Origin of the sequence: Desulfovibrio sp., assembly GCF_034006445.1 — a bacterium.
Lineage (GTDB): Bacteria > Desulfobacterota > Desulfovibrionia > Desulfovibrionales > Desulfovibrionaceae > Desulfovibrio.
Genome location: NZ_JAVESS010000002.1, coordinates 1 through 14,310, shown reverse-complemented (window position 1 = coordinate 14,310; position 14,310 = coordinate 1). Strand labels below are relative to the sequence as shown.

The 14,310-nt window shown below is 57.3% G+C and carries 10 protein-coding genes and 1 tRNA gene; all 11 read right to left on the bottom strand.

Going from position 1 to position 14,310, the window contains the following annotated elements; all coding sequences use genetic code 11:
• Positions 1-459: 459 nt before the first annotated feature.
• Positions 460-536 (bottom strand) — tRNA-Glu (locus RBR41_RS02760).
• A gap of 462 nt (positions 537-998) precedes the next feature.
• On the bottom strand, positions 999-2,825 hold the full coding sequence (locus RBR41_RS02755) for a flagellar hook-basal body complex protein (protein WP_320350854.1): 1,827 nt from the start codon (positions 2,823-2,825) through the stop codon (positions 999-1,001).
• Positions 2,826-2,920: 95 nt separating this feature from the next.
• Positions 2,921-3,871, bottom strand: coding sequence for a flagellar hook assembly protein FlgD (locus RBR41_RS02750; RefSeq protein WP_320350852.1), 951 nt, complete (start codon positions 3,869-3,871; stop codon positions 2,921-2,923).
• Positions 3,872-3,897: 26 nt separating this feature from the next.
• A complete protein-coding gene (locus RBR41_RS02745; RefSeq protein WP_320350850.1) occupies positions 3,898-5,763 on the bottom strand; it encodes a flagellar hook-length control protein FliK in 1,866 nt (621 codons plus the stop codon).
• Between the two features lie 171 nt (positions 5,764-5,934).
• A complete protein-coding gene (locus RBR41_RS02740; RefSeq protein WP_320350848.1) occupies positions 5,935-7,359 on the bottom strand; it encodes a glycosyltransferase family 9 protein in 1,425 nt (474 codons plus the stop codon).
• The gene (locus RBR41_RS02735) at positions 7,356-9,137 is read right to left on the bottom strand and encodes a glycosyltransferase (RefSeq protein WP_320350847.1); all 1,782 of its coding nucleotides are present in this window, start codon (positions 9,135-9,137) and stop codon (positions 7,356-7,358) included. The genes RBR41_RS02740 and RBR41_RS02735 overlap by 4 nt, the downstream gene beginning before the upstream one ends.
• Positions 9,134-10,270, bottom strand: a complete 1,137-nt coding sequence (locus RBR41_RS02730) for a FapA family protein (RefSeq protein ID WP_320350845.1) — start codon at positions 10,268-10,270, stop codon at positions 9,134-9,136. Before RBR41_RS02730 ends, RBR41_RS02735 begins: the two co-directional genes overlap by 4 nt.
• Before the next feature lie 38 nt (positions 10,271-10,308).
• Complete coding sequence (locus tag RBR41_RS02725; protein ID WP_179981489.1) at positions 10,309-10,662, bottom strand: STAS domain-containing protein; 354 nt, start codon at positions 10,660-10,662, stop codon at positions 10,309-10,311.
• A 26-nt stretch (positions 10,663-10,688) separates the two neighbouring features.
• On the bottom strand, positions 10,689-11,171 hold the full coding sequence (gene dtd, locus RBR41_RS02720) for a D-aminoacyl-tRNA deacylase (protein WP_320350843.1): 483 nt from the start codon (positions 11,169-11,171) through the stop codon (positions 10,689-10,691).
• Complete coding sequence (locus tag RBR41_RS02715) at positions 11,171-12,934, bottom strand: long-chain fatty acid--CoA ligase (protein WP_320350841.1); 1,764 nt, start codon at positions 12,932-12,934, stop codon at positions 11,171-11,173. Before RBR41_RS02715 ends, dtd begins: the two co-directional genes overlap by 1 nt.
• 16 nt (positions 12,935-12,950) lie before the next feature.
• Positions 12,951-14,174, bottom strand: a complete 1,224-nt coding sequence (gene ispD / locus RBR41_RS02710; RefSeq protein ID WP_320351454.1) for a 2-C-methyl-D-erythritol 4-phosphate cytidylyltransferase — start codon at positions 14,172-14,174, stop codon at positions 12,951-12,953.
• Between the last annotated feature and the right edge of the window lie 136 nt (positions 14,175-14,310).

The window sequence follows — 14,310 nt, the reverse complement described above, 5'->3', positions numbered from 1 at the left end:
GCGCTGCACTTCGTGCAGCGTTAGAGCATTTACACTTTTTCAAGGGTAAAATGCTCTAAAGCCCTGCCAGTGCCTTTTCCCTGTGCGTTCTGGTCAACGGCTATCTTCCTAATCTATCCTCTGGCTGTCCATAGGAAAAGAATGACAACATATTGGTGTCCACAGCCAGGCCTCATTTTTGAAACGCGACCAGATATTATTTTGAATATTGCCAAAAGAAAACTACCTTAACAGGACTGCCTTGTTAATGGGGGCCGTATATAACCCCCTCCTAACCCTGTTGGGGATTGGGAGCGTCCGTAAATGCTTGTCATGGAGGCTTTTGCGGATAGGTAAAAGCGGGAGAGTGTTTGAGGCCGGAAATGGCAGTTCAGAAATAGCAGTTTTTTCAAACCGTTTTTGTAACCGTTTCCGCATGAAAAAAGGGTTACACCTTTCGATGTAACCCATTATTTTCATTGGCGTCCCCAAGGGGATTTGAACCCCTGTCGACGGCGTGAAAGGCCGTTGTCCTGGGCCGGCTAGACGATGGGGACGCGCTGTGAGGTGTTCTTTTAAGGGAAAAAACAGCAAAGTGTCAAGCAGAATTTTATAATTTTTTTCGTCATGTTACACAAAGCGCTGGCAGGGGCTGGCATGCTGGGCCGTGTTGCCCCAACCATGCTTCACAGTCAGGGCAATTTTACTTTGAAGCTGGCCTGTAAAAGCCTGGCAGGCGTTTGGTTCAAAGCGTATACGCGGGATATTTGCGCGGTGTCCGCGCGGTTCATGACGGAGCTGGCGCGTCAAGACCTCTAAAGCGCGTCTTCGCAAAAATGACCTGCTGGGAAAACCCAGCCGTTTTGCGCCAGCCAGAGGGGCCACACGAAAAGGCGTCGGCCATAATGGCCGACGCCTGCACGGAAGGAAAGGGTACAGCGCTATCCCCAACGCTGCGGAGGGTTCGGCTTTCGACTGCGCTTGAGCCGAACCCTCCATCCTTTCAAACAGATTTCTTACTATCTCTTCATGCCGATAACGGTTTCCAGCATGGTGTCCACGGTTGTGATGCCCTTGGAGTTCGCCTGGAAGCCACGTTGAGTAGAAATCATCTGCACGAACTCTGTGGTCATATCCACGTTGGACTGTTCAATATTGTAAGCTCGTGTCGTGCCAAAGCCATTGTCGCCCGCCACGCCCAGTCGCGGTTCGCCGGAATCATTTGTCGCAGAGAAGAGGTTGCCGCCTTCGCGATACAGACCCTGATGATTCTGAAAATCATACAGAGCTATCTGATACAAGGGCAAGGTTTTGCCGTTGGAGTAGACCCCATGAACGACGCCGGAGTTATCTATGCTCACGTTGCTCAATGTACCCGAAGCATAGCCATCCTGAGTGCGGTTTTGTACAGTATAGGATGTCGTGTTGGCCACGCTGGCGTATTCCTGGCGTTGCCCGGTGGTCATGGTGGGAACATTGGAGTAGTCTACGTACGGGGTAGGCGTCGTGGCAGGTGGAGTAGGACTGTGCACCGCCAGGTCGGCGAGTGTTGTCGTATTATTCGTCCACGTAGGCGTGCCCATGCTTTTGAGGCCGAAATCCAGTTCTGTAATGTAATTCTGCACCTGGCTTACAGGCGTTCCCGCGCCACTGGACATGGTTTCGCTCACACTGTTGGCCAAGGGTTGTCCCGTGAAGTTGGCGGAAAAAACCGGCAGCCCGTTGCTGGACACCTTGGTTGGCTGCCAGGAAGTTTTGAGCGAAGGATCCACGGCCACCTGGTTGTTGGCGGCAGGCGTTTCCGTAGCGCCATAGGTGTAGGCGGTCTGGTTGACCAGCTGACCACTGGCGTTAAAGATCATGACGCCGCTCATGAGCACACCCGCATTCTTGTTGGTGCCAGCCGTGGGGTCGTTGTAAAACTTGGTCGGCTCAGTAGTCCAGGTGTTGGTGGCCTCATTGTACCCTGTGCCGCCAAAGCTGCGGTTGTCCTGCGAAGGGGGAATGGTGACCAGATATTCATACACCGTGTATCCGGCGGGCAATCCTTTGATATTGTAGATGGAATCACCGTTGGAATCTGTTTTGCTGGCGTCAACCTGGTCATAGTAGACCGTCATTGTATGGGTGCCGCCGCCTTCATCGTAGACATCAATGCTGGACTGCGTGGCATAGGCGGTATCGGCTATTGGCGGGGTGCTTTTCCCATCCCACAGATCAAAGAGGGCGGTCATGGGGCTGGTGCTGCTTGTGGTGCGATCACCATTGCCATCATTGGTAAGCCCCATGGTGAAAGTGACGTTGGTGGTCTGCTGGGGAACGATATTCCAGCTGTCCAGCACGATGTCCGTGGGGGTTCCTGAACCAACATACGCCGACTTGCTCAGATTGGCATTGCCAAGGTTGGTAGCGCCGTTGTTGAACGTCAGCTTCTTTTCGTTGTTAACCTTCCAGCCTTGCAGCAAATAGCCCTCAGGGTTCTGGAGTTCACGGCTTTTGTTGAAATAAAAGTCGCCAGCGCGTGAGTAATACATCTGCTCGCTGTTGGGCTTGCGCACCTGGAAGAACCCATTGCCGTCAATAGCAAGGTCAGTGGCTGAGTTGGTGGTCTCAAGCGACCCCTGCGAAAAATCGCCCAGGATGGCGTACACGCCGGCTCCCGCGCCGATCTGGCTGGTGCCGCTGGTTGTGCCGATGCCCCTGTACAGATAATCGTTGAAGTCCATACGCTGGCTCTTGAATCCAAGAGTACTCACGTTGGCTATATTGTTGCCGACCACGTTCATTTTTTGGCCGTGGGTGAGCAGGCCTGAAACGCTTGTCCACATGCTGGCTGAAAGACCCATAACTTCCTCCGTGTCTTGGGATAGGGGGATATCTTTATTATTGAGCGGGCGCGTTATTATGCGCTGCCTTGGCCCATTTTGCCGATTTACAGTTGTTAAAGCACGTCGCTCAGACTGATGTTGCTGTTGGCTGCCGCGTCGCTGGCTGCCGCCTTGATGGCCGCTGCGCTGCTGGCTGCCGCGTCACTGGCTGCCGTCTTGATGGCCGCAGCGCTGCTGGCTGCCGCATTGCTGACTGCCGTACTTATGGCTGCTGCACTGGATGCTACTGCACTGCTCGCGGTGGCCGTGCTGCTGTCGGTGGTTGTACCCGTGCTTGTGCCACTGCTGTCAGTTGCAGTTGTTGTCGCGGGCAGCATGACCTGGCGTACATTGGCAAGGGGCATGAGCTGGCCGCCCTCAAGGCCGAGGTAAACCACGCCGCTATCAGTCACAACGCCTGTTACCTTGGCGTCCACCACCTGGTCAGAAAGAACAGCGTCCCCCTTGCTGTCGCGCAGTACAAGGTTGACCGTGTATACGCCGTCGCCTGCCACAGTGCCGTCAGTGTTCTTGCCGTTCCATAAGAATTCGTAAGTCGTACCCTTGTTCTTGGCGCTGAGCTCTTCGACGTAGACGGCATTGTTATCGGCATCGCGAACCGTGATGGTTCCGCCAGCGGTATTGTCCGCAGGAGAGTAACGGAAACGCGTGATGGTGGTTTCCTTGGTCGTCTCGTCAGTAGTCTTGCCTATGGAGTTGCCCGAAATCGTCACCTGCTTGCCTATGTAGGAAGTGGCGTTGATCATCTGCTGATTGTTGGTGGCAGTTGTAAGGCTTTCCATGCTCGTATTGAGGTTCATGAGCTGCTCAAGACTGGAGAACTGCGCCATCTGGGCAATAAATTCCTTATCATCCATCGGATTCAAGGGGTCCTGATACTTGAACTGCGTCACCAGCAAAAGCATGAAGGAGTCCTTGTCCAGACTACTGCCCTTCTGCTTGCTCAGGGCGGTATTGAACTCATTGTTGGTCTGGTTCAGTGAATTGGTAATGGTGCTGGCCATGGCTTGTTCCTTACGCTCGGCTGGTTTTACGCCACCACATTTAATGAACGGGTGGCATATCTTGCCGCATGGGCAGAAGAATGCACAGGCTGTTCCAAAATGGTTCCATCAGAATTATCTGTAGGATTTCGCATTGTTGAAAGTTGCTTTAACCGCGCAAGTTCTTCACGCCGGGCATCTTCTTCCTGCCATGAGTTGTGCTGATCCAGATTTTGCCAGGCATTTTCGTCCTGCTGGTGCGAACTCAGTTGCACTTCCACCTTGTCAACTTTAAGGCCTTGCTGTTCAAGGTTGGCGCGGATGGCATCAAGCTGGCGGGTGACAATTTCGGCGGTCTCTGTTTTTTCGGAGCGTATGGTCGCGCTCACCTCGCCATTGCGCAGGCTGAGGCTGAGGGTGATGGCCCCCAGTTCCTGCGGGTGCAGCTGCAGGTCAAGACGCGTCGTGCCATTGCGGGAACTTGAAAGCAGGCCCTGCTCAACTTGCTGCCCAACATACCTCGCCAGGGGGGCGGGCTGCGCAACGGCTTCGGTCTGCTCAAGGACAACATTGGGATTATGCATTATGGAAGGCGCGACCTGAGTGTCCTGCCGCATGGTAAGGATGGGGCTTGTTTCAACTTTGCGGGTGAGCTCATTCCAGGATGAATCACGCTCAGTCCCGCCGTTGGCGTCCTGGCGGTTCTCGCTCGAGTGGCGGCGGCCTGTATCGTTTTGGCGCTCGTCAGTTGCGCGCGTCAGAGGCGTATCTTCGGAGCGCCTGTTGGTGGCGCTCTGGGTGTTGGATGCCTGATCCCTGTTGGAAGAAACCTTGGAAAACCCTGTGTCGGCAGAAGCTTTTGCTTCCTGACTTCCTGCATGGCCAATACCGGCGCTCTGGCTGCCGTCAAGCTTTCTGCTTATGGCGTCGCTCTGGCGCAGTGCGCTTTCGGCGTCAACGGGGCTTGTGCCTTCATTGCCCGCAGCATTCAACGTCTCGTCCAGCATCTGACGGCTGTTTTTGGATACCGTTTTGCTGATGAGAACCTTGCTTTGCTGGGCTTCTTTTATGCGCAGGGCGGCTGCCTGACGTTCTTTTTCCGTACGGGCGCGGGCCTTGCTCACAAGGGGCTGCAAGGTCGTTTGCAGGGCAGTGTCCAGTTGCTTTTGGGCTGTCTTTTGCTCATTGAAAAAACCGCTTGCAGGAGCCATGAGTGTGGAAAACTGTCCAACAAGAAGATTGGCGCTGCTGTTGCCGCCAAAAGTGTTGACCAGTGTTTGCAGGCTTGAGGTATCAAGTCCCAGACCGCGCCCGAAGGCAAGGGCTTCTGTCGCGCCCACCTCAAGAGTCGTGGTGGCGTCCATCTGTGAAATAAAAGCATAGACAGTGCCGAGCGCCGCTTCTCCTTTGCCTTCGGCCATGAGCTGCTGCACCCGTGCGTCCAGAACGCCCGAAGGGTCTATTTTTTTGAGCAGCGAGGTGATCTGGGCCTTATCGTCATCACTGAGTTGGGGCGCGCCGTCCAAGGTCTGTAAGCTGGCCATAACCTGAGCAAGGGTTGCGCCGTCGGGCTGTCCTGCCAGAGCATCAAGCTTTTTCAGGGCGGTTTCTGGCGCTCCGGCCTTCACAAGGTCGTAGCGCAGCTGCGTCAGTTCCTGCTTGGTGAAGCACACCTCATCAAGAGTATATGTTACGCCATTGGTAGTGGCGCGGCTGTAGGGACTCTGTACCTTGGGCGCAGCGGCTGCGGGCTGCTCTTCCTCAAGCGCTGAACTAACCGAGACGTTTTCACCTTCTTGCATGCTGTTGATAGCGTCATGCACAGAAGCGAAAAAGTCAGCAAAGGAAGAGTCTTCCTTGGTGCTGCTGATGAAGGAATCAAATGATCCGGCGCTTGTGGGAATAATCTGCATCGTGCACTCCTTGATGTCCTTCCCATTCAAAGAGTGTTCCAAAATATAAAAATAATAATATTGGTATGTTATGTTTTATGGCGTTTGAAGGAAAAGGCAAGTATTGCCGGAATTGGGGGGGAGAGGACAGGGCCGCAAGCACGGCGCATGTTGGCGGAAAAGGAACAATTTTCAGGGCAAGCGGGTGAAAAAGGAGCTGATTTCATCCAGAGTTTTCAGCGCGTTGTTCCAGGCTTGGGAAGAATAGCCATCATTCTGCAAGCGCATATGAATGTAGCCGGTAAAAAGACGTATGGCAGGCGGCTGAGAACGCCAGAAGCCGCCCGGCAAGACAGATCCGGACATCCTGAGATGTTGCGCGCACTGGCCGCACAGCGCGGCAAGGCCCATGGCAATGCTTTTGGTCACAAGAGGAAAGGCGGTATGCAGCGTTTCGAACCTCTGCACCAGTAACCCGCGCTGGTCGGGGTCATAGAGGAAAAGAAAGACGGCCTGCCAGAAATCTTCCAGCAGCGGGCGGCAACTTTTTTCTGCCGGAGCCTCCAGCCGTTCAAGGCTGTGCAGCCCCCTGGCATCGCGGCCCGTACGGGACAGGGCCAGACCCGGCGGCACAGCCGGGCGCCCGGAAGAGTGCAGCAGGCTCATAATCAGGGCCGCCACACCGGGGGGCGTGAAAGCCTGCTTGCAAAAAAGCTGGCTGCGGTGGCACTGCCAGCAGCCGACGCAGCTCATGGCGGCGCGCAGTACATACTGCCCCGGAGACAATGGGCCCGTTTCACGGGCATGTACCGGCCCCATTGAAAGGTTAAGCACCGGTACGCCTGTCATATCCGCCAGATGCATGGGCCCAGTATCAGGGGTGACGCACAGATCCAGTGTGCGCATGAGCGCCGCAAGGTCTTTGAGAGACAGGCGTCCGCACAGGTCAGCGCCGCGCAGTCCGGCTTTACGGGCCACTTCGCGTCCCATTTCCTGTTCTGCGGGGCCGCCAAGAAGCAGCGGCAGGACGCCTTCCGCAGCCAGACGCCGCACCAGCCGTGCCCAAAAATCGACGTCTGGCCGTTTGGCCGCTTCACTCGCGCCAAGCACCAGCCCCACGCGCCGCGTACCGGCAGCCTTTGCCCGTGGGTGTGCTACCCCCGACAGGTTGGGGTGTGTGAAAAGATCCAGCAGGTGCAGGTCTGCCCAGTGGAATGCATTGTTCCAGTTGTTTTGCGTCAGGGCGGCCCGGTACAACTGCCAGTAGCCGCGAACATGCTGATTGCTGAACCCGCCGGGCACGCTGTTTTTTGCCAGCAGTTCCGGGCCAAGTTTGCGGGCCGCCTTGAGCCGCGCCTGGCAGTCCAGAGCCTGCGGCCGGCTGCTCAGATTAATGGCCAGCTCATAATGGCGCTGGGCCAGGGCGTCGCAATGACTTGGCGGAAAAAAAACCACATTGGGCAAAAGAGGCATGAGCCCCTGAAAAAACTGCGGTTCGGCTGTGACCCACAGTTCATGTTCCGGGCGATGACGCAGCAGGTGCAAGAGCAGGGGGAGAGTGAGGATCAGGTCCCCCATACGGTGCATCTGGAGGACAAGTATGGGGTCTGCACTCATGCGCGCTCCCTGTGCCCCGGGGGAGTATTGGCGGCAGGGGTTCCGTATACCTGGCGCATGTGCTGCAGCAGCGTTTGCAGGCGGTGCGCCCAGGTATGGCAGGCCAGAACACGCTTGCGGGCCCGCTGGGCGACGGCCTGGCGTTCGGTGTGGTTGGCCAGATAGTGCCGCGCCAGATGCGGCGCTTCATCGGGGTCACGGTAGCAGACCATTTCATGCGGCTCAAAGAGCTGCTCCATCTGGGGTCGCCAGTCAGTAAGAACAAAGGAACCGGCGGCGGGCACGTCAAAAATTCTCTGGTTCACCGCCCCTTTCATCTGCTTGCTGGTACAGTTGAAATTCACCAGCGAGCGGCAGTAGAAGCGCGGCAGGTCAGTGTAGTAGCTCAGCGCGTCCAGATAACGCGGCTGGACTGGCTCGTGCCTGAATTCGGCCTTCCAGCCGTCATCACCCACAATAAGCGGTTTCAGGGGCAAAAGGCGGCGCACGCAGCCATTGCGGTACAGGCGCGTGGCTTGCCAGGTGACGGCAGTTTCATAAGCGAGCCTTGCCTCATTATCAGGCAGGGCTTCATACAGGGCAAATACCTGAGGAAAGGCCTCGCGCAGAAAGTCGGCCACAGAGCGCTGCTCGCTCTCCATAAAAGCCTGTGAAACCTCATTGAAGGGGATCAGCAGGGCACGGGGAAAGCGCCCGTGTTTCAGGCGGCCGGCCACTTTGTAGACCATTGAATTTCCCACAAAGGAGATATCCGCCTGCCACGCAGCAGGGGTGTCTGCGCCCTTGTCGGGATGAAAGCGATCAGGATCCGTGCCCAGGGGCAGATAGAAAACATGCTCAAAGCCTGACGCACGCAAACTTTCGATATTGTCCGCATCCCAGGTGAACAGGGTTGTCCAGGGGCTGACGCAACGGGAATACAGGTGGATGATGAGATGGGGATTGTCCACAAACCATGAGGCCAGGGGCAGCTGCAAACGGGCCAGCAGATCCATGAGCACGCCTTCAACGTCCACGCCCATGTGATTCAGCGTGATGCAGCAGTCCGGGCGGAACGACACCACGGCTTCCAGCAATTGCTGTACAAAATCAGTGCAGGCCAGAGTGTCGTCCTTGATATGCACAAGCTTGTACTCAAGGCCAAGCCTGCGGCACGCCCCCTCTACCTCACCCATGAGAAAATATTTGCTGGTGAGCAGAAGTACACGCGGCTGCGCGTCCGCAAATCGCGGCCCTGTGGCCCGGCTCCAGAAGTCGAACTGGGCGCTGGCCGCAAGCTCTTTTTGCAGGCGGCCGTAGTAGGCGCGGTCAAGGCGCAGGTAGAAGGGCAGGGGCAGGGGCAACAGGCGCAAGTCCTTGTGTTGTGCCTGCCAGTGGGTCAGCTGGCGCAAGGCTTCATCCGCGTTACAGGCGGAGACAAGCTGCACTCTTTGGCGTTCTTGTGGAGGCAGAGCGGTAATGGTACCGCTAAGTTTCTGGATTTCAACTTCTTTTTCCACAACGGCCACAGGGCCTGCACAGCGCTCAAGCAAGAGCTTCAGGGCATGCCCCATGCCACAGCCGAGGAGCACAGGCAGGGCGTCGCGCAACTGTTCGTCCGGCAGTGCCTGGACGACGGCTGTTTCTCTTTCCGGGCCGCCAGGTGAAAGCATGGCGAAGCTGCGTACGCCGCTGACGGCTTCCAGGTCAACAGGAGCAGCATCGGGGGCGATGTTCTCGCCACAAGGGTAGATTGCGCGAAACGAGTATTGGTCTGGCAGGGAACCTGGCTGGCTCATTGAGGCGCGCCCAGATGAGAGTGCTGCAAATGCTCGATGATAATTTCATTATCAACCAGACGACACACCACCTTGTCGTGGATGCTGTCAATGGTGAGGAAGGCACGCCCGATGGAAAGCTCCACGCCAGGATATATGCGCCCCGGCACCAGCAGGCGACAGTTGTGCATATAGTTTTCGTCCAGGGAAAGGCGAGTCCAGAGATCGTTGCGCCGCTTGATGAGCTGCTGGCGCTGCGCCCGCAGAGCCTCCAGTTTGCGGCTCGTTTCATTGGTTTCGGGCGGCAGGTGTCCTGCAACGGCATTGAGGTGGGTGATGGTCTGTGACTGCTGGGCAATGATGCTGTCGATTTTTTCCAACTGGCGAATGCTCAGCGGGTCATAGCCCAAGTAGACCTTGGTGGGAATGCCGGCCTTGTTGCCAAGCTGCTTGCCAATATAAACGCTGCCGTAGGCGTTGATGATGCCCCCGTACGCAAGTTCACGGACGACGATGCTGGCTCCGGCATACACAGTGGAATACAGGCAACTTTTTTCAATAACGATATTGTCGCGGGCGCGGGCCTCCACTTTTTCCAGAAAGGGGGAGAGCAGTTTGCCCCCGGCATCCACCAGGCTGTGCTGTCCTGCGCCGCCCCGCACGCCGCCGTCAATCATGAGATTGCGTCTGGCGCGCACAACGCCGCCTTCCACCATGCCCATTATGCGCACATTGTTGGCCTGGACGGAAAAGCCCGCCCGCACGGAGCCGTGAATGGCCATGTCGCCCACAAAGAAAATATTGCCTGTCTGAAAGCTGATGTCCTGACGGACATTGAGCAGACATTTTACCGTGATTTTGCCGTCGAGGTAGAACACGTAGCCGTTGGCGGCAGCGAGCAGATAATTGGGATATTGGGGGTCTACGCGGGTGTTGGGGCCAGCCGGAAACTTGTGCTGGTCAAGCATAAAGCGGGGGTCAGGATCCGGCCCGGCGTCTTCAAGGGGGATGATTTCAGCGAGCACCTGCCCGTCAATAGCGTTCTGGACATACCCCAGGCTATAGACGTCAGAAGAGCCGTTCTCTCCGCCCGGTTTGAGGTGGAGGTGGTCGAAATCGGGATTGAAGTAATGCCGCAGATAGTATTGCACCATGCACCATCCGTAAAGCCTGTAAGCATGCGCCCGGGCGGTCAGTCCGCAGCGTCGGGGATATAGCCCTTCAATTCCTCTTCGCTGTCAAAAGTGGGAAAAAAACCCTCAATTTCCACTTTTTTCAAAAGCTCCGCCACATGAGGCGCCGGTGTCAGGAGAACCAGTCTTCTGCCGTGCCCCCGGCTCTTGGTGCTGGCGCTCACAAGCACTCCCAGCCCGGAGGAGTCCACCTTGTCAACGTGGCTCAGATCCAGAATAACCTGTTTGATGCCAGGGGCCAGAAGGTGTGCTTCCAGTTGGCGGCTGAACTGGGGAACATCAGGCAAGAGCATATCGCCCAGATAACGCAGAACCGTGACGTTTTTATGAGACTCCGCTTGCAGGGTAAACACAGGCTGCCCTCCAGGCTACGCGGGCGTCAACTGGCAAAAAGATTTGCCGAATCAAGCCATATGGTGACAGGTCCCCAGTTGCACAGGCGTACCGCCATATCGGCACCGAAGATGCCTGAAGATACGCTGACGGCACAAGATTCGTCAACCATCTTCACAAAATAGTCAAACATGGGTCTTGCCCAGTCGGGGTTTCCCGCATCGGTAAAGGATGGGCGTCGCCCTTTGCGGCAGTCTGCGTACAGGGTGAACTGGGGGACAAGAAGAAGCTGGCCGCCAAACTCTTCAAGCGAAGTATGAAACTTGTGGGCAAGTTCGCCCTGGCCGGGAAAGATGCGCAAACCAAGCAGCTTATGCGCCATGCCCTGAAATGCCGGGCTTGTATTGAAATCAGGCCCGTCTTCCTGCCCAAAGCCCACCAGAGCCATAATGCCAGGGCCGATGGCCGCCACCTGGCGGCCATCAACGCTGACGGAAGCTTCCGTGACCCTTTGGGCCAGAATACGCATCAGGAATGCCCCATGGGTTCTTCGCCATTCCCTGCCGCGCTGGCTGGTGTGCCATTTTGCGCCTTGCGCTGCTTGCGTTTGGCCATCTTTGCTTCTTCCTCTTCGCGCAGAGCGCGCCTGAGTACTTTGCCCACAATGGTCTTGGGCAGTTCCTTGCGGAACTCCACAAGGCGCGGCACTTTGTATCCGGCAAGCTTCTGGCGGCACCAGGCGATGATGTCGGCCTTGGTGAGTTCTTCCCCTTCCTGGGGCACAACATATGCCTTGAGCACTTCACCGCGAACATCGTCGCGTATGCCCACGCTCACCGCTTCCTGAACCTTGGGGTGTTCCAGCAGTACTTCATCCACCTCTCGGGGGTACACGTTGTAACCGCTGACAATGACCATGTCCTTCTTTCTGTCCACAATGTAAAAATAGCCGTCTTCATCCATGGTGGCCAGGTCGCCGGTATAGAGCCAGCCGTTGCGCAGGGCGCTGGCCGACTCATCGGGCCGCCGCCAGTAACCGCTCATGATCTGCGGCCCCGAGACGATAAGTTCACCCATCTTGCCGGGGGGCAGGGTCAGGGAGCCGCCTTCCATATCCACGATGCGGGCGTCGGTGCCGGGCAGGGGCATGCCAATGGAGTTGGGCTTCTGCCCCTGTCTGCCCAGGGGGTTGCAGTGGGTGATGGGCGATGCCTCGGTAAGCCCGTAGCCCTCAAGAATGGATGCTCCGGTAGTTTCCTGAAACTGGCGGAAGATTTCTCTTGGCAGCGGCGCCGAGCCGGACACGCATATCTTGATGCTGTGCAGGTTGAATTGGGCCAGATTTTTTTGCTGCAAAAGAGAAATGTACACCGAAGGCGCGCCAGGGAAAATGCTGGGTTTGTGCTTGGCTATGAGGCGCAGCACGTCTTGTGGCACGTACCGGGGCAGCGGCAGGGTGGTGGCGGCCAGGGCAATGGGGATGATAAGCCCGGTCGTAAGACCATACACATGAAAAAAGGGCAGAAGCGATATGAAGGTGTGGTGGTCTTCTGCCTTGACGTTGATGATGTCCAGCACCTGACTGCAGTTGGTGCCCAGGTTGGAATGCGTCAGGGTGACGCCCTTGGGCAGGCCCGTGGTGCCGCCCGTGTACTGGAGCATGATGGGGTCATGCATGGGGTCGGCAATGGGGGCGGAATAGCGCTCCGCGCCCTTGAACAGTTTTTTCCACTCAAAAACGTTTTTGCCGTCGTAGGGGATGGGGGCCTTTTTGCTACGGCCCTTTTTAAGACGGTACAGCCAGTTAAGGGGAAAAGACAGGGCGTCGGCCGCACCGGTTATGATAAAATTGCGCAGGGGCAGGCGGTCACGCAGAGCGGAAACGCGCGGCCAGAGCATGTCGAGCATGACAATATGTTCCGCCCCGGAGTCCTGCATATTGGCCATGATTTCTTTTTCCATATACAATGGATTGGTCATGACCACCACTGCCCCGGCCTTGATGATGCCCCAAAAGGCGATGACCGTCTGCGGCATGTTGGGCATCATGAGGGCGACGCGCTGGCCGGTCTTTACGCCAAGGCGCTTGAGCGCCCCTGCGAAAAGTTCGGCAGATTCGTGCAGTTTTTTGTAGGAAATGCGCGTATTATGAAAAATGATCGCCGGGCGGTTGGGATATTTGTCCGCGGCTTCGTCCAGCATGGCGTATAGAGGCTTGTCCCACGGCTCGGTAATGCGGGGGACAAAGGCGTCATAGTGGGCAAACCAGGGACGGTGCAGTTCTGTGTTCATGGCGATCCTTATGGAATCAGATGTCGCGTTGCAATGGAGAAGGCGGCACAAGAGCGGGGCAGTCTTCTGCCCACGCTGTAACAGCGGCGTATGCCTTGATGCCCTCGGCGCGGCCCGTAAAGCCCAGTCCCTCCTCGGTGCTGGCCTTAAGATTGACGCAGGCGGGCGGCAGAGCCAGCAGGCGAGCGATATTTTTTTTGATCTCTTCGCGGTAGGGCGCAAGGCGTGGCGTCTGGGCAACAACTGTCATATCTGCGTGGCACAGGCGCACGCCTGCCTGCCGCGCCATGTCCAGAGCCTGATCCAGCAGAAGCGCCGAAGAAATGTTGTCAAAGCGGGGGTCTTTGTCGGGAAAGTGCTGGCCGATATCGCCCAGGCCCGCGCAGCCGAGCACGGCATCGGTTAGGGCATGAAGGAGGACATCGCCGTCGGAGTGGGCCACAACCTCGGGGCCTGCGGGAATGAGAATTCCCCCCAGTCGCATGGGGCGGCCAGGGCCGTAACGGTGCACATCATAGCCCATGCCGGTGCAGGGACGCGGCAGGGCAGGGGCCTCATGCAAAAGGGCCAGGTCGTCGGGATTGGTAATTTTCACGTTGGCAGCCTCGCCTTCAACCACATGAACGCGGTGTCCCATGGCTTCCAGGAGGGAGGCGTCATCCGTGACGTTCAATCCCGTTTCCCTGGCATGGGCATGCGCCTGGCGCAAAAGGTCTGAAGAAAAGCCCTGTGGCGTCTGAACAGCCATGAGGGCCTGACGCGGCAAGGTTCCTGTGACAAGGCCGTCAGTAACGGTCTTGATGGTGTCCGTCACGGGCACGGCCGGAATAACCCCGCACGCGCCGCGCTGCAAAGCTTCGCAGACGCTGCGCACCAGAGCGGGCGTCAGGAAAGGACGCGCCGCGTCGTGGATAAGTACATGACGGGCATCCGCGGGCAACACGCACAGGGCGTTACGTACGGAATCCTGCCGCATTTCGCCACCGACAGCCGTGAGCCAGGGAATGCCCAGATCTTCGGCCGCATGAAGCTCACGCAGGCTCTCCTCGTGTTCCGCATGTCCGTTTTGGGGAAAAACAAAAACAATGCCCGCCACTACCGCGCTGCGGCTCATGGCCCTGGCGGAGTGCCAGTACAGGGGCGCGCCCCGCCAGTGCAGAAACTGCTTGGCACGGCCGTCAGCGGCGGCGGCAAGGCGGCTGCCCTGCCCGGCCGCCAGAAGTATGGCCCAGGGTTTGATCTGCCCTGAGAGGGGGATGGAACTTTCAGGCATGATTGAGCCTTTGGCTGACAGTATGCGGGAGTCGGACTGTAAGCCGGGTTCTGTCACAACGGTTGCCCGTGTGTGACCGTCATTCCTCTAGGAGTACGGTTGC